General features: G+C 67.9%; 14 protein-coding genes and 1 tRNA gene. 12 read left to right on the plus strand and 3 right to left on the minus strand.

Going from position 1 to position 15,388, the window contains the following annotated elements:
• Positions 1-46 precede the first annotated feature (46 nt).
• The 3 genes from N825_RS22365 to N825_RS22375 form a co-directional block, all read right to left on the minus strand.
• Positions 47-835: a VOC family protein gene (locus N825_RS22365; RefSeq protein WP_037457175.1), complete on the minus strand. Its 789-nt coding sequence runs from the start codon at positions 833-835 to the stop codon at positions 47-49.
• Between the two features lie 176 nt (positions 836-1,011).
• Positions 1,012-3,402 (minus strand): GDSL-type esterase/lipase family protein, encoded by a 2,391-nt coding sequence (locus tag N825_RS36805; protein WP_051512770.1) that lies wholly within the window; start codon positions 3,400-3,402, stop codon positions 1,012-1,014.
• Between the two features lie 541 nt (positions 3,403-3,943).
• Positions 3,944-4,033: transfer RNA gene (locus tag N825_RS22375), tRNA-Ser, on the minus strand.
• A gap of 271 nt (positions 4,034-4,304) precedes the next feature.
• Between N825_RS22375 and rplU the strand changes: the two genes are divergently transcribed.
• From rplU to N825_RS22435, 12 genes are all read left to right on the plus strand, one after another.
• Positions 4,305-4,616, plus strand: a complete 312-nt coding sequence (gene rplU, locus N825_RS22380; protein ID WP_037457177.1) for a 50S ribosomal protein L21 — start codon at positions 4,305-4,307, stop codon at positions 4,614-4,616.
• Positions 4,617-4,685: 69 nt separating this feature from the next.
• Positions 4,686-4,973, plus strand: coding sequence for a 50S ribosomal protein L27 (gene rpmA / locus N825_RS22385; RefSeq protein WP_037457179.1), 288 nt, complete (start codon positions 4,686-4,688; stop codon positions 4,971-4,973).
• A 160-nt stretch (positions 4,974-5,133) separates the two neighbouring features.
• Entirely contained in the window at positions 5,134-6,297 is a 1,164-nt protein-coding gene (obgE, locus tag N825_RS22390; RefSeq protein WP_051512771.1) for a GTPase ObgE, read from the plus strand.
• The gene (gene proB / locus N825_RS22395) at positions 6,287-7,507 is read left to right on the plus strand and encodes a glutamate 5-kinase (RefSeq protein ID WP_084164979.1); all 1,221 of its coding nucleotides are present in this window, start codon (positions 6,287-6,289) and stop codon (positions 7,505-7,507) included. The genes obgE and proB overlap by 11 nt, the downstream gene beginning before the upstream one ends.
• Positions 7,508-7,528: 21 nt before the next feature.
• Positions 7,529-8,188 (plus strand): HAD family hydrolase, encoded by a 660-nt coding sequence (locus tag N825_RS22400; protein ID WP_037457181.1) that lies wholly within the window; start codon positions 7,529-7,531, stop codon positions 8,186-8,188.
• A gap of 101 nt (positions 8,189-8,289) precedes the next feature.
• A complete protein-coding gene (locus N825_RS22405; RefSeq protein ID WP_051512772.1) occupies positions 8,290-9,528 on the plus strand; it encodes a glutamate-5-semialdehyde dehydrogenase in 1,239 nt (412 codons plus the stop codon).
• Between the two features lie 49 nt (positions 9,529-9,577).
• Positions 9,578-10,216 carry a nicotinate-nucleotide adenylyltransferase gene (locus N825_RS22410; RefSeq protein WP_037457186.1) on the plus strand — a complete coding sequence of 213 codons (639 nt, stop codon included), beginning with the start codon at positions 9,578-9,580 and terminating at the stop codon, positions 10,214-10,216.
• 74 nt (positions 10,217-10,290) lie between these two features.
• Positions 10,291-10,659: a ribosome silencing factor gene (rsfS, locus tag N825_RS22415; protein ID WP_037457190.1), complete on the plus strand. Its 369-nt coding sequence runs from the start codon at positions 10,291-10,293 to the stop codon at positions 10,657-10,659.
• A gap of 76 nt (positions 10,660-10,735) precedes the next feature.
• A complete protein-coding gene (rlmH, locus tag N825_RS22420; RefSeq protein ID WP_037457193.1) occupies positions 10,736-11,194 on the plus strand; it encodes a 23S rRNA (pseudouridine(1915)-N(3))-methyltransferase RlmH in 459 nt (152 codons plus the stop codon).
• Between the two features lie 65 nt (positions 11,195-11,259).
• Positions 11,260-12,825, plus strand: coding sequence for a 2,3-bisphosphoglycerate-independent phosphoglycerate mutase (gpmI, locus tag N825_RS22425; RefSeq protein WP_037457300.1), 1,566 nt, complete (start codon positions 11,260-11,262; stop codon positions 12,823-12,825).
• A gap of 5 nt (positions 12,826-12,830) precedes the next feature.
• Positions 12,831-14,150 (plus strand): murein hydrolase activator EnvC family protein, encoded by a 1,320-nt coding sequence (locus N825_RS22430; RefSeq protein ID WP_037457196.1) that lies wholly within the window; start codon positions 12,831-12,833, stop codon positions 14,148-14,150.
• The coding region (locus N825_RS22435; RefSeq protein WP_245613201.1) for a S41 family peptidase at positions 14,151-15,388 on the plus strand (1,238 nt) is incomplete at its 3' end.

The following is a 15,388-nucleotide window of genomic DNA, read 5'->3' on the forward strand; positions in this document are numbered from 1 at the left end:
GTCAACAGGATGTCGGACGCTGGCGTTGCGCCGGCTTGGGTCCGGCTCAGGGTATGCCTCCCCCGCGGGCCGGGGCGGTCAGCGCGAACACCGCTCCCTGCGGATCGACACATTGGACGATCCAGGCGCCACCCGGCACCTCCTGGGGTCCCATCAGGACCATGCCGCCATTCTCGGCGACCCGCGCCGCCGCCGTGTCGATCTCGGGGACGTTGAAGTAGAAGCCCCAGAACGGGCGCGGGATCATCTCCGGCTTGTTCATCATCCCGCCGATCGGAACGCCCCCGGCCGCGAACAGCTGGTAGGTGCCCATCGGGCCCATGTCGATCGCGTCCGCCTTGGTCCAGCCGAACCGGTCGGCGTAGAAGTCGAAGACCGCCGCCCAATCGACGGCGTAAAGCTCGTGCCAACCGATATGTCCCGGCGTGCCGGGAGCAGCAGGCGGCGGCGGGTTATCGCCCGCCAGCGGCGTGAACAGTTGGAACACGGCACCCTGCGGATCGGCGACGACGGAGAAGCGTCCGACCTCGGGAATGTCGGTCGGCGGCTTGTGAACGGCTCCACCGGCCTGGGCCAGTTCGGCGGTCGCGGCATCGACATCCGCCACCGCGACATACCCAAGCCAACCCGGCCTGCCGCCCGCCACCAGCACCGCCTCCGGCAATGCCATGATGCCGGCGACCATCCTGTCACCCGGTCCCACCAGGGTATAGGCGCCGGTCTCGCCCCAGATCTTGGCGTTCCAACCAACGACCGCGCGGTAGAACGCCTCCGCCGCGGCGGGATCGGTGGTCATCAAGTCGTACCAGACGAAAGTGCTTGGCGAACCGGACATGATCTCGCTCCCTGCGCCGCTCGTTGACCAACCGCCGGATGGGCTTGACCCGGCGTTCCGATAGGGGGACCCGGCGCAGTCTACCGCGGTGGGGATGGCGGTGGTGAACGGAATCCGGAGCCGGTCGATGACGGTCGGATCAATTTGGCCCCGCACCCGGATGGACCGAGGTGATGCTAAACGAAATCGAAGTCCGCCGCGCGCAGGCTGGATATCGCGACACCCGTCAAGGTGATGGTGTTGCCCGCGTCGATCGTGATCATCGTATCGGCACCGGACATCGCCGCGTGACCCGCCAGCCAAGTGTTGAAGGTACCGACGCTCAGGCCGAGTGCCCGCAGGTCCAACTGGTCCTCGCCGGGGCGGAAGTCGGCGATGGTGTCGCCGCCAAAGCCCGGGGCGAAGACGAAGGCATCGGCCTCCGCGCCGCCGCCGAGGCTATCGGCGCCCTGGCCGCCGATCAGCGTATCCCGGCCGGCACCGCCAAGCAGCGTGTCGTCGCCACCGCCGCCCGACAACCAGTCATTGCCGCCGCCGCCAATCAGGGAATTCGCCGAACCATTCCCGGTCAACACGTCGTTGTAGGCGCTGCCGGTCAATGCCGCCACGCCGGCGCCGATGGCGGTGGCCGGCCCGCTGGCTGGCGGATTGGCGAGCAGGGCGCTCGTCCAATATCCCGCCATCTCGCTGTAGCCGCCGTCGGTCGGGTGGATGCCGTCGAACAGGTCCGCGGTGGTGACGCTCGGCATCTCCACCTGATGCACGTTCTGGCCGCGTCCGATGGCATCCGTGACGACCGCCCGAATGGCGGCGTTGACGGCATTGACTTCCGTGGTATCGCCACTCAGCGGCAGAATGGTCGAGACGTAGACGGTCGTGCTCGGGCTGCGCTGCGCCACCATGTCCAGCATGGCCCGGATCTCCGGGCCGACCGAGTTCTGCGCGTTGGTCTCCTGAAGGACGTCGTTGGTGCCGGCCATCAGCAGGATGGCGTCCGCCGGGTAGGTGGCGAGCAGGTTTGGCAGCTTCTCGAGCACGTCATCCGCCTGATCGCCGGGATATCCCGCATGGTCCGCGTCGGGCACCAAGCCATTGCTGTAGGGACCGACAAAATCGGCCAACACGCCGTTTCCGGCCAGGTTCTGCCAGAGGAAGCCGCGATAGCCGTGCTCGTCGCTGCCCTCGGGGGCGTCGCCATTGGTGATGGAGTCGCCGGTGGGCATGATCCGCAGCGCGGTGTGCCAGGATGCGGCCGCGAGGTCGGCCGCGACGCCCTGGGTGGCGTCGGCGAAGCTGAGCGTGCCGGACGGCGGTGGGCTGGCGGTGAATTGGAAGGTGCGCGGCACCGGCGTCGAGCCGTCCTCGTTGCCATCCTCCACGGAAACCGAGAAGGACGCCGCCGTCACCCCTGGATCGCCGAAGCGGAAGGAGACCGCGCCGGCGGCGAGCTGCTGGCCGGTGAAGCTGGCGGTCGCCATGCCATTGACAAGGATGCCGCCGTTGATGGCACCACTGACGGTGAAGGTCACGCCCGAGGCCGTGTCGTCGGGATCGGTGAATGACAGGTCGGCGGTGGTGAAGACATAGGACGTGCCGCTGATGGGCGCCGTGAGATCGCCGGTCAGGACCGGCGCCACATTGCCGCCGGCCGTCAGCGCGATGCTTGCCGTGGCACTGCCCGTGGCTTGACCGCCATTGGCGGTCCCGTCGCCGTCGTTCATCGTGAAGGTCACCTGCTTGGTCGCCGTGGCGGTGGCGGCGGAACCGCTGTAGCCAACGTGGTCGAGCACCGCCTGGACAGCCGCCGGGGTCGCGCCGTTGCTGTTGAAGCCAATGACGAGCGCAGCACCATTCGCGCCGCCCGAGACGGTGCCGATGGCGGTTCCATTGACGGCGACGGTGGCGCCGCCATTGGTCAGGGTGACCACGCCATCGGCGAGGATTTGGAGCCGATCGGTTGAAGTGCCGTTCTGGGTGAATGCGACCCGCAAGGAGCCGCCGTTGAAATTCGCCGAATCGGCATCGAAGATACTGGCCGCAGGGGCGATGCGGGCCGGCGGATCGCCGCCGCGCCAAGCCAGCGTGGCGGAGGTGCCGGAGGCGCCACCGTTCAGGTCGAGTTGCGGCCCGTCATTGACCGGGGTCACGGTGATGGCGGCGGTCCGCGCCGTGCCCGCGAGGTTGAGCGTGAGGGTCTGGCTGGCCGCCGGGGCATCGCTGGTGCTGGCGAAGGTGAGTTCCTGCAGGAGCGTCTGGATGCGGCCGGCCGTGGCATTGGTGTTGAAGCCGATGACGATATCGGCACCATTGCCGCCGCCGGTGATCGTGCCGATGGTGGTGCCCTGGATCCTGACATCGCCGCCGGAGATCGACGCGTAGCCGTCGAACCCGATCCTGGTATCGGGCGACAGGCCGGAGATCCTCAGGCTTTGGCCGCTGAAATTCCCACTGGCACTCACAGCGGCGACCGGCGCCAGATCGATCGCCGCGGCATTTTCCCGATAGGCGCGGGCCACGTTGAGCCCCGAGCCGCCACCATTGAGATCGAACCTGGTTACCGTCGCCATGGCACGCCCTCCTTTTTGGGCGAATCTCCCATCCGGCGACCAAATTACATACGGGTTTTAAGTATAGGGCGTTGTCGGCGCCCCTATTCCTTTGGAACGTAAACGCCGAGGGACGGAGCGCGGGCTTTCGGCCGATGTGAGGCCGGCCGCAGGCGGAGGACGGCGGTAGCGGGGATATGACGCCATCTTACCGTATTACGCCCAACGAAGAGGATCACAACCAGTGATCGCGCGGTAGAACGCTTCCGTGGCGGCAGGATCGGTGGTCATCAAGTTGAACGAGACGGAAATGCCTGGCGAACCAGGCATGGTCTCGCTCCCTGCGCCGCTTGTCGACCGGCTGCCGCACGGACTTGACCCGACGTTCCGATAAGTGGATCGCGCGGTCTATTGCGGGAGAGGGTGGACGGCGGTCAGGAGGGTGTGAGTCGTCTTGGACGAACTTCAACGACCGGTGGCTTGCCGATACCAGCCATCCGACGCGAGATCACAATTCTTGGACGGAGTGCCCAGTCGCTGCGAGGGACCTAGCGGGAGGCGATGGCGGACGGGGTGAGATTCGAACTCACGGTACCCTTGCGGGTACGCCGCATTTCGAGTGCGGTGCCTTCAACCACTCGACCACCCGTCCGACGCAGCAGCCTCGCCCGACATATCTTGGCGAGGCGGCGGGAAATTAGCCCATGGATTTCCCTTCCGCAAGGGTATCTTTGCACTTGATCGCGCGAACCGATCCTGGGGGAAGGCCGGGTCGGGAAAGCCGCCGCAGGCCGGCGAAACGGAATCGGCCTGTTGACTCTCGGCCGTTGGTGAGTATATTCGCCGCTCCTTACCAGCGGGCTCAAATCTCGGACGAGGTTTGTCGTGCCCGTAGTTTGTATTCATATACGGCAGTGGCAAACATGTTCGCAGTGATCCGCACCGGCGGCAAGCAGTACAAAGTCGCCAACGGCGACGTGATCAAGGTCGAAAAACTGGCCGGTGAGGCTGGCGCGTCCATCAACTTCGACGAAGTCCTGATGGTCAGCGACGCTGGCAGCACCACGGTCGGCACTCCGCTGGTCGCGGGGGCCGCCGTCACCGCCGAGGTCATCGCCCAGGATCGTGGGCCGAAGATCATCGTCTTCAAGAAGAAGCGTCGCCAGAACTATCGGCGCAAGAACGGGCATCGTCAGGATCTGACCGTGCTGCGCATCACCGGGATCAGCGCGTAACCCGCGTCCGTCACGATCCGGTCACAGCGTTTCCGTCCAGCACGATCCTGGCAAGAGGAGTAAAGAGCAATGGCACATAAAAAGGCAGGCGGTAGCTCCCGCAACGGTCGCGACAGCGCCGGCCGTCGTCTTGGCGTCAAGAAGTTCGGTGGTGAGAGCGTCATCCCCGGCAACATCATCGTCCGCCAGCGCGGCACCGAGTTCCATCCCGGCCCGAACGTCGGGATCGGCAAGGACCACACCCTGTTCGCCCTCGTCGAGGGTCAGGTGAAGTTCCGGAAGTCGATGCTTGGCCGCACGTTCGTGTCGGTGACCGAGCCCCAGACGGCGGAAAGCGTGCCGGTGGCCGCCGAGTAACGGCGCCCCAGCATCCTGCACGTCCAGAACTGGATTATCGGGGGGTCGGGTCACCGTCCCCCCGATTTTCGTTTTCGCATCCCCTCAATCCACGGGCCGCCCCCGATCCACTCCCCAATACATCCACTGCGGTCCGCTGACATTCGTTGACATCAGAGCCATGAAATTCCTCGATCAGGCCAAGGTATTCCTCAAGAGCGGTGACGGTGGTCCCGGCATCGTCGCCTTCCGACGCGAGAAGTTCATCGAGTTCGGTGGCCCGGATGGCGGCGACGGCGGCAAGGGCGGCGACGTGGTGATCGAGGCGGTCGACGGCCTCAACACGCTGATCGACTACCGCTACCAGCAGCACTTCAAGGCGCCGCGCGGCGGCCACGGCATGGGCAAGGACCGATCCGGCGCCAAGGGCGAGGACATCGTGTTGCGCGTCCCCGTCGGGACCCAGGTGCTCGACGACGACCAGGAGACGGTTCTCGCCGACATGGTCGAGGTCGGCCAGCGCGTCCTGCTGCTGCGCGGCGGCGACGGCGGTTTCGGCAACGCCCACTACAAATCGGCCACCAACCGGGCGCCGCGCCAGAGCCACCCCGGCTGGCCGGGCGAGGAGCGCTGGGTTTGGCTGCGGCTCAAGTTGATCGCCGACGCCGGTCTGGTGGGATTGCCCAACGCCGGCAAGTCGACCTTCCTGGCCGCCTCGTCGCGCGCCAAGCCCAAGATCGCCGACTATCCCTTCACGACCCTCCAGCCCAACCTCGGTGTCGTCTATGTCGGCGAGGAGGAGTTCGTCCTGGCCGACATCCCCGGCCTGATCGAGGGCGCCCACGAGGGATCTGGCTTGGGCGACCGCTTCCTCGGGCATGTCGAGCGCACCCGCGTGCTGCTCCACCTGATCGACGGCACCCAGGAGGACGTCGCGGAGGCCTATACGGTGATCCGGGGCGAGTTGGAGGCCTATGGCAACGGGCTGTCCGAGAAGCAGGAGATCATCGGCCTCAACAAGTGCGACAGCCTGGACGACGAGGAGATCGCCGAGAAGAAGGCCGTGCTGGAGGACCTCGCGGGCGCTCCGGTGATGGTGCTGTCCGGCGCCACCGGCATCGGCGTGCCGCCCGTGCTGTTCGAACTGCTCCGCCGCATCAAGGACGCGCGGGTCGAGGAGGCCGAGGATTCGGCTCCCGGCCGCCGCCATCCGGTCCCGCTGCGGTCCGGCGAGCGCACGCTGGCGGAACCCGGCGAGGAACTGGGCGAAGGGTTGGACGAGAACGCCGATCCCCGCCTGGAAGAAGTCAACGTCCAGGACGATGAACAAGAAGATGCCCGCTGACCTGACATCCGCCGAAACCCCCGCCGAAACCACGCGCGAGACCGACACCAGCACGGCCGCCGAACCCGCGGCATCCGCGCGACCCGCCACGCTGCGCGACGCGCGCCGGCTGATCATCAAGATCGGCTCGGCCCTGCTGGTCGACGAAACCACCGGCAAGGTGCGGCGCGAATGGCTCGACGCGGTGGCCGACGATGTCGCCGCGTGCAAGGCGCGCGGCCAGGAGGTCATCATCGTGTCGTCCGGCGCCATCGCGGTCGGGCGCGAGCATCTGGGCCTGATCGGCCGGCCCCTGCGGCTCGAGGAGAAGCAGGCCGCGGCGGCCACCGGCCAGATCCGGCTGGCCCACGCCTATCAGGAGACGTTGGCCCGCCACGAGATCACCGTGGCGCAGATCCTGCTGACGCTGGACGACACCGAGGAAAGGCGCCGCCACCTCAACGCCCGCAACACGATCGAGACCCTGCTGAAGCTGGGCGCCGTGCCTGTCATCAACGAGAACGACACGGTAGCCACCTCCGAGATCCGGTTCGGCGACAACGACCGGCTGGCCGCGCGTGTCGCCCAGATGGTCAGCGCCGACACGCTGGTGCTGCTGTCCGACATCGACGGGCTCTACACCGCCGACCCCAAGCGCGACCCGACCGCCACGCTGATCCCCGAGGTCCGCGAGCTGACGGCAGAGATCGAGGGCATGGCCGGCGAGCCGCCGCCCGGCTACAGCTCCGGCGGCATGGTCACCAAGATCGCCGCCGCGCGCATCGCCATGGCGGGTGGCTGCCGCATGGTCATCGCCAAGGGCAAGCGGATGAACGCGCTGTCGGCGCTCGACCGGCCAGCGTCGGAAGGCGGCGCCCCCTGCACCTGGTTCGTGCCCGGTGCCGAGCCGCGCACCGCCCGCAAGCGCTGGATCGCCGGTCACCTCAACGCGCGGGGCTCCCTGGTGGTCGATACCGGCGCCGCGGCGGCGCTGGCGCGCGGCAGCAGCTTGCTGCCGGCCGGGGTGGTCTCGATAGAGGGCGACTTCCAGCGCGGCGACGCCGTGGTGATCCGATCCAAGGACGGGCGGGAACTGGCGCGGGGGCTGATCGCCTACGCCGCCGAGGACGCCCGGCGGATCATGGGCCACCACAGCCAGGAGACCGCCGAGATCCTTGGCTATCAGGGCCGGACCGAACTGATCCACCGCGACGATCTGGTCCTCTCTTAAAACCCGCATCCAGGAAATTCGATGATGAGAGCCGTCCTCTGGGACATCGACGGCACGTTGCTGGACAGCGAGCCCCACCACTTCAACTCCTTCGTCGCGGTCTGCGAGAGCCACGGCCAGACCCTCGCCAAGGCCGATTACGACCGTCTGCTTGGCCGCTCCATGGCGGAGGTCTACGCGATGCTGAACGCGGTCCAGCCCCTGCCGCTCGACCTGCCGGACTTCGCCGCCGCCTGCTCGGACCACTACGTCACCCATGTCGCCAAGGTGCCGGCACGCCGGGGAGCCCTGGAGCAGGTGGCCGAACTGGCGCGCGCCGGCGTGCTCCAGGCCTGCGTCTCCAACAGCGCCCGACGCGTGGTGGAGGCGAACATGGGCGTCATCGCCATGCCGGAAGCGCTGCGCTTCGCCCTGTCGCGCGACGACGTGACCAAGGGCAAACCCGATCCGGAACCCTATCTGCGCGCCGCCGAGCGGCTGGGCATGGCACCGGAGGATTGCGTGGTGGTGGAGGACAGCCCGATCGGCGCCCGCGCCGCCAAGGCGGCCGGCATGGTCACCATCGCGTGGCCGCAGCACGCCACCCTGGAATTCGATGCCGTCGATCTGATCATCGCCGACCTGCGCGAGGTCGACTGGACAAATCCGCTCCAGGGCCGGAAGATCACCGCGAATCATTGACCTCGACCCAGTGACCACGACCTACCGACCAAACCAGAGCAAAGCCGGAGTACGCCGCCGTGACCGCAGTCAAGCACACCGTTGATCCCCTGCTGGGAGAGATGAGCCGGTTGGGCGCCGACGCGCGCGCCGCCGCCGCGGTGCTTGCCCAGGCCCCGACGGAGCGGAAGAATCAGGCGCTGCTCGCGGCGGCGGCGGCGATCCGGGACCAGTCCGCCACCATTCTGGAAGCAAACGCCCGCGACATCGCCAACGCCGAGGCGCGCGGCACGGCGGCCTCCCTGATGGACAGGCTGAAACTCAACCTGGCCCGGATCGAGGGGATCGCCAAGGGGCTGGAGGATGTCGCCGCCCTGCCCGATCCGATCGGCGCCACCATCGCGGAATGGGACCGGCCCAACGGCTTGAGGATCGCCCGCGTCCGGGTTCCCCTGGGCGTGATCGGCATCGTCTATGAGAGCCGCCCCAACGTCACCGCCGACGCTGGCGGGCTGTGCCTGAAGTCGGGCAACGCCTGCATCCTGCGCGGCGGCTCGGACAGCTTCGAGTCCTCCAGCGCCATCACGGCCTGCATGCGCGACGGCTTGGCGGCCGCCGGCCTGCCCGAGGCGGCGATCCAGCTGGTGCCAACGACCGACCGCGCCGCCGTCGGGATCATGCTGACCATGACCGACGACATCGACGTGATCATCCCGCGTGGCGGCAAGTCGCTGATCCAGCGGGTCGCGGCCGAGAGCCGCATCCCCGTGATCAAGCATCTGGACGGCATCTGCCACGTCCACATCGACGCCGCCGCCGACCCGCGCAAGGCGCGCGACATCGTGCTGAACGCCAAGATGCGCCGCACCTCCGTCTGTGGCGCCGCCGAGACGCTGCTGGTCGACCGCGCGATCGCGGAGGCGATCCTGCCCGCCGTGATCGGCGACCTGATCGAGGCCGGCTGCGAGGTCCGCGGCGACGAGGCGACCCGCCGGTTCGACGCCCGCGTCAAGCCCGCCACCGCCGCCGATTGGGACACCGAATATCTCGACGCGATCATCTCGGTTCGGGTGGTCGATGGGCTGGACGCCGCGATCGACCACATCAACCGCCACGGCTCGCACCACACCGACAGCGTCGTGACCGAGGACGCGGCCACTGCCGAAGCCTTCCTCAACAAGGTCGACAGCGCCATCGTGCTGTGGAACGCCTCGACCCAGTTCGCCGATGGCGGCGAGTTCGGCATGGGGGCGGAGATCGGCATCTCCACCGGCAAGCTGCACGCCCGCGGACCGGTCGGGGCGGAACAGCTGACCAGCTACAAGTATCAGGTGCGCGGCACCGGGCAAACGCGTCCTTGAGCGCCTCCCTCAAGACGGCCCCAACCGCCGGCCGGAGCCCGATCGCGGCGTGAGGAGCGTCAATCTTTACGGGGGCCACGCCTGGGCCGGGCGGCGCGTCGGCCTGCTCGGCGGATCGTTCAACCCCGCCCATGACGGGCACCTGCACATCAGCCTGCTGGCGCTCAAGCTGCTGGACCTGGACTATGTCTGGTGGCTGGTCAGTCCGCAGAACCCGCTGAAGCCGAGCCGCGGCATGGCGTCGCTGGAGGAGCGGCTGGCGGGCGGTCGGCTGGTCGCCAAGCATCCCCGAATCGTCGTCACGGATGTGGAATGCGGGCTGGAAACGCGCTATACGGCGGAGACGCTGGCGGGACTGCGGCGATACTTCCCCCGCACCCGTTTCGTCTGGCTGATGGGCGCCGACAATCTGACGCAGATTCCGCGTTGGCAGAGTTGGACGCGAATCTTTGACGGAACACCCGTTGCAGTCTTCAGCCGTCCTCCATATTCTTTAAGGGCGTTGCACGGCAAAGCCGCGCGACGTTACAGGTGTCGCCGGGTCGGCCAGATCCGGGCACGGGAGCTCCCCGAGATGGAGCCACCGGCCTGGGTCTTTTTCCAAAACCCGCTGCATCCGGCATCGGCGACGGAAATACGGAGGCGCCGCGAGCAGGCGGCGGCCTCCGGTGGTCAACCGGTTCAATAGAGGTGAAAGCCATAGCTACGCTCACGCAACAGGCCCCCGAAAGCGGGCAAGGTTCCCAGCAGATTCCCGCCGACATGGCGCATTTGGAACTGCCGAAGCGGCTCACGGATCTGGTCGTCCAATCGCTGGACGACGACAAGGGCGAGGATATCGTCGTCATCGATCTCGCCGGCAAGACCAGCATGGCGGATTACATGGTCGTGGCATCCGGCCGCTCGACGCGGCAGGTCGGCGCCATGGCCACGCATCTGCGCGAGAAGCTGAAGGTCGCCGGCGCCCAGGCGGTCGAGATCGAAGGCATGCCGCAGGCCGATTGGGTGCTGATCGATGCCGGCGACGTCATCGTCCACCTGTTCCGCCCCGAGGTTCGCAGCTTCTACAATCTGGAGAAGATGTGGGGCATCGAGCCGCCGGCGCCGCGCCAGGAAATGCTGTACGCCTGACCGCCTTTCGCGAGGCGGGCGTACTCGAAGCCGACGCTCCCGCCGCGGGTGGTCTTGAAGCGAGGTGTCCTCCGCCATGAAGATCTGGCTCGCCGCCGTTGGGCGGGCTCGGGCTGGGCCGGCGCGCGACCTGTACGACGAGTACGCCCGGCGGATGACATGGACCCTCGTCCTCAAGGAGGTCGAGGTCAGGAAGCGCGTGTCCTCGGAGGAGCTGAAACGCCTCGAGGCCGATCTTTTGCTGGCCGCCGTCCCTAATAACGCCATGATCGTGGCGCTCGATGAGCGGGGTACGGCGCTGTCGAGCGAACGTTTCGCCGAACGCCTCGGCACTTGGCGCGACACCGGGGTCGGCGACATCGCCTTCCTGATCGGGGGCGCCGACGGCCATGGCGAGGCGGTCGGAAAGCGGGCGGACCTGATGGTGGCGCTCGGCCCCATGACGTGGCCCCACATGATGGTCCGCGCCATGGTGACCGAGCAATTGTACAGGGCGCAACAGATTCTGGCGGGACACCCCTATCATCGTGCATAAACTGGTTGTTGGGTTCGTGTGCCGAAACGGATCCTTTACCAAACTGGGATAGTGCTATGTCCGCCATGACCGACACCAAACGCCCCCGCCCCGTCGTCCTCTGCGTTCTCGATGGCTGGGGCTATCGTGAGGACCCGGCGGACAATGCCGTGGCCCAGGCCAACACTCCCGTTTTCGACCGGTTGTGGCAAGCTGGTCCGCGCGCCTTCCTGCACGCCAGCGAGGAGGATGTCGGACTGCCCCATGGCCAGATCGGCAACTCCGAGGTCGGCCACATGAATCTCGGCGCCGGCCGTGTTGTCTTCCAGGACCTGCCGATGATCGACAGGGCCATCGTGGAGGGCGAGTTCGGCCGCAACCCGGCGCTGAACGGCCTGATCGAGGCGCTGAAGGGCACCGGCGGATCATGCCACCTGATGGGCCTGCTGTCGCCGGGCGGCGTCCATAGCCACCAGCATCATTTCGCGGCGTTGTCCAAGGCGCTGAGCGCCGCCGGCGTGCCGGTCGTGATCCACGGCTTCCTGGATGGCCGCGACGTGCCGCCGCGCAGCGCCCGCGAGCAGGTCGGCGCGTTCCTCAAGGATATCGAGGGCGTTCCAGGCGTCACCTTCGGCACCATCGATGGCCGCTACTACGCGATGGACCGCGACAAGCGCTGGGAGCGGGTCGAGCGGGCGTACAACGCCATGGTCGCGGCCCAAGGGCTGGAGGCCTCCGATCCGCTGGCGGCGATCGACGCGGCGTACCAGGCCGACACCGGCGACGAATTCGTCCTGCCGACAGTGATCGGCGGCTATACCGGCATGAAGGACGGTGACGGCCTGCTGATGGTCAACTTCCGCGCCGACCGCGCGCGGGAGATCCTGGCCGCCCTGCTCGATCCCGGCTTCAAGGGGTTCGAGCGGCGCAACCCGATCAGGTTCGCGGCGGCCGCGGGCATGGTCGAGTACTCGACCGACCTCAACGAGTTCATGACCGCGATCTTCCCGCCGAAGGAACTGACCAACGTGCTGGGCAAGGTCGTGTCGGACGCGGGGCTGACCCAGCTCCGGATGGCGGAGACCGAGAAATACCCGCACGTGACCTTCTTCTTCAACGGCGGCGAGGAAAGACAGTATCCCGGTGAGGAGCGCATCATGGTGCCCTCGCCCAAGGTCGCCACATACGACCTCCAGCCCGAGATGTCGGCGCCGGAACTGGCGGACAAGGCGGTGGCCGCCGTCGACGGCGGCACGTTCGACATGATCGTGATCAACTTCGCCAATCCCGACATGGTCGGCCACTCCGGCATCCTGCCGGCCGCGATCAAGGCGGTCGAGGCGGTCGACCAGTGCCTGGGCCGGCTGGTCGACGCCGTCACCCGGCAGGGCGGCACCATGCTGGTCACGGCGGACCACGGCAACTGCGAGATGATGCGCGACCCCGTCACCGGCGGCCCGCACACCGCCCACACCCTCAACCTCGTGCCGCTGGTCCTGGTCGATGGCCCGGCCGACACGACCGCTCTCGCCGACGGCAAGCTGGCCGACATCGCGCCGACCATGCTCGAATTGCTGGGCCTGCCCCAGCCCGCCGAGATGACCGGCCGTTCCCTGCTGCGCCGCGACGCGGCGCGACTGCCGGCGGAATAGGCGCCATGCGGAGGGTGGCGATGACGGCGGCCGCCCTCCTTGGCGTCGCGACTGGGTTCGGCGGCTCCGGTTTTCCGGCGGTCGCCCAATCCGAGCCCAGGGCCGACCCGCGCGACGCGCAGCGCTCCCTGACCGAGGTCGAACGCCAGCTCCAGGCCAGCCGCAAGCGCGACGAGACGCTGGCCCGCTCGTCCGAGGCGCTGGAGGAGGAACTGAACTCGCTCCGCGGCCGCCTGGTCCAGACCGCCGACGAGGCGGCCTTGCTGGAGACGGAGCTGACCGGGCTGGAGGAAACCCTGAGCGCCCTGGAGGCCGAGGACAAGGCGCAGTCCGACAAGCTCGACGCCGACAAGGCCAGCATCGCCGAGTTGCTGGGCGGCCTCCAGCGGCTTTCGCGCATTCCACCCGAAGCCATGATCGCCCGGCCCGAATCGCCGGTGGACACGCTGCGCAGCGCCCTGCTGCTGCGTTCCGCCGTGCCGATCCTCCGCGAACGGGCGGAAGCGCTGGCGGGGGCGCTGCAAAAGCTGGCCGACCTGCGCGCCGATCTGGCGGGGCGCCGGACCCAGGCCCGCGACGCCCGCACCGCCCTGGCGGCGCGCCAGTCCGAGATCGCCAAGCTGGTCGAGCGGCGCCAGCAGCTCCAACAGCAGACGGAAACGGAACGCCAGCAGGTCGCCGACCGCATGGCCAAGCTCGGTGGCGAGGCGCAGGATCTGCGCGGCCTGATCGAGCGGCTGGAGCGCGAGGCGGAGGAACGGCGGAAGGAGGAGCGGCGCCGCAAGGCCGAGGCCATCGCCCGCGCCAAGGTGGAGCGCGAGAAGGCCGAGCGCGAGCGCGCCACCCAGGAGGCCGCGGCGGCGGCGGCGCGCGAACGCGAACTGGCCGCCTCGATCACGCCTCCCAGTCCCCCCGACCGGGACGGGGCGGAGGAGGCGTCGCGCCTGCCGGTCGCCGGGCGGGTCACCACCCGCTACGGCGAGGCCGACAAGTTCGGTGTCACCAGCAGGGGGCTGACCGTCACGTCGCGGGCCGGTGCCCAGGTGGTGGCGCCGTCATCGGGGTCGATCATGTTCGCCGGGCCGTTCCGCGGCTATGGGCTTATCTTGATCGTTGAACATCCCAATGGATACCATAGTCTTATCGCGGGACTAGGCCGTATCGACACCAAAGTCGGCCAGCGCGTTCTGGCGGGTGAACCTCTGGGTGTCATGGGTAGCCCGGCGGACGGCGACCCGGATCTCTATTTCGAGCTGCGACGGAACGGTCAACCCATCAACCCGCAGCGCGGCCTCCCCGCTTCCGATGGGAAAGGACAAGGTTAGATGATGAGAACGATCAGTGCTGCCGCCCTAGCGGGCGTTCTACTCCTGGCGCCGGCCTGTGCGATCGCCGAGACCAACACGTCGGAAACCTATCGGCAGCTCAACCTCTTCGGCGACGTGTTCGAACGCGTGCGGTCGGAATATGTCGAGCCGGTCACCGATGAGCAACTGATCGAAAACGCCATCAACGGCATGCTGACGTCGTTGGACCCGCATTCCAGCTACCTGAACCGGAAAAGCTTCCAGGACATGCAGGTGCAGACGCGGGGCGAGTTCGGCGGGCTCGGCATCGAGGTCACGATGGAGAACGGCCTGATCAAGGTCGTCTCCCCGATCGACGAGACCCCGGCGTTCCGCGCCGGCATCCAGCCGGGCGACCTGCTGACCCATCTCGACGGCGAGGCGATCTCGGGCATGAGCCTGGCCGACGCGGTCGAGAAGATGCGCGGCCCGGTCGGCAGCAACATCAAGGTGACCGTCCGGCGCGGCGAGGGCGCCGAGCCCTTCGACGTCAACATCACCCGCGACACCATCAAGATCCAGTCGGTCCGCTTCCGGCAGGAGGGCGATGTCGGCTATATCCGCATCACCACCTTCAACGAGCAGACCCAGATGGGCCTGGACCGGGCGGTGGAGCGGATCGAGAAGGACCTGGGCAACAAGCTGACCGGCTACGTGCTCGACCTGCGCAACAATCCGGGCGGCCTGCTCGACCAGGCGATCTCGGTCTCCGACAGCTTCCTGGACAAGGGCGAGATCGTCTCCACCCGCGGCCGCAAGCCCGAGGACGGCCAGCGCTACAACGCCAAGTCGGGCGATCTCGCCAAGGGCAAGCCGGTCGTGGTGCTGATCAACGGCGGCTCGGCCTCCGCGTCGGAGATCGTCGCCGGGGCGCTCCAGGATCATCACCGCGCGATCGTGCTGGGCACCCAGTCGTTCGGCAAGGGCTCCGTCCAGACGATCATCCCGCTGCCTGGACACGGCGCCATGCGGCTGACCACCGCGCGGTACTACACCCCGTCGGGCCGCTCGATCCAGGCGCTGGGCATCAGCCCGGACATCGAGGTCCAGCCGGCGCGGGTGGAGGAGATCCAGCAGGGTCTCCGCCGCCGCGAGGCCGATCTGCGCGGCGCGTTGCGGAACGACACCGTGACCAATCCGGGCGCCGGGACTCCGGCGACGCGGCCGGCGCCGCAGGCCGCTCCTCCGGGCGGCGCTCCGGTCCCGGCACCCGCCCC

Origin of the sequence: Skermanella stibiiresistens SB22, assembly GCF_000576635.1 — a bacterium.
GTDB lineage: Bacteria > Pseudomonadota > Alphaproteobacteria > Azospirillales > Azospirillaceae > Skermanella > Skermanella stibiiresistens.

Bases quoted from the DNA above. Each gene is read 5' to 3' on its own strand.
- rlmH (WP_037457193.1), top strand. From the start codon at position 10,736: ATGAAGATCTGGCTCGCCGCCGTTGGGCGGGCTCGGGCTGGGCCGGCG.
- proB (WP_084164979.1), top strand. From the start codon at position 6,287: ATGCCCGCTGACCTGACATCCGCCGAAACCCCCGCCGAAACCACGCGC.
- N825_RS22400 (WP_037457181.1), top strand. From the start codon at position 7,529: ATGATGAGAGCCGTCCTCTGGGACATCGACGGCACGTTGCTGGACAGC.
- N825_RS22365 (WP_037457175.1), bottom strand. From the start codon at position 835: ATGTCCGGTTCGCCAAGCACTTTCGTCTGGTACGACTTGATGACCACC.
- rplU (WP_037457177.1), top strand. From the start codon at position 4,305: ATGTTCGCAGTGATCCGCACCGGCGGCAAGCAGTACAAAGTCGCCAAC.
- N825_RS22405 (WP_051512772.1), top strand. From the start codon at position 8,290: ATGAGCCGGTTGGGCGCCGACGCGCGCGCCGCCGCCGCGGTGCTTGCC.
- N825_RS22430 (WP_037457196.1), top strand. From the start codon at position 12,831: ATGCGGAGGGTGGCGATGACGGCGGCCGCCCTCCTTGGCGTCGCGACT.
- N825_RS36805 (WP_051512770.1), bottom strand. From the start codon at position 3,402: ATGGCGACGGTAACCAGGTTCGATCTCAATGGTGGCGGCTCGGGGCTC.
- rpmA (WP_037457179.1), top strand. From the start codon at position 4,686: ATGGCACATAAAAAGGCAGGCGGTAGCTCCCGCAACGGTCGCGACAGC.
- rsfS (WP_037457190.1), top strand. From the start codon at position 10,291: ATGGCGCATTTGGAACTGCCGAAGCGGCTCACGGATCTGGTCGTCCAA.
- gpmI (WP_037457300.1), top strand. From the start codon at position 11,260: ATGACCGACACCAAACGCCCCCGCCCCGTCGTCCTCTGCGTTCTCGAT.
- obgE (WP_051512771.1), top strand. From the start codon at position 5,134: ATGAAATTCCTCGATCAGGCCAAGGTATTCCTCAAGAGCGGTGACGGT.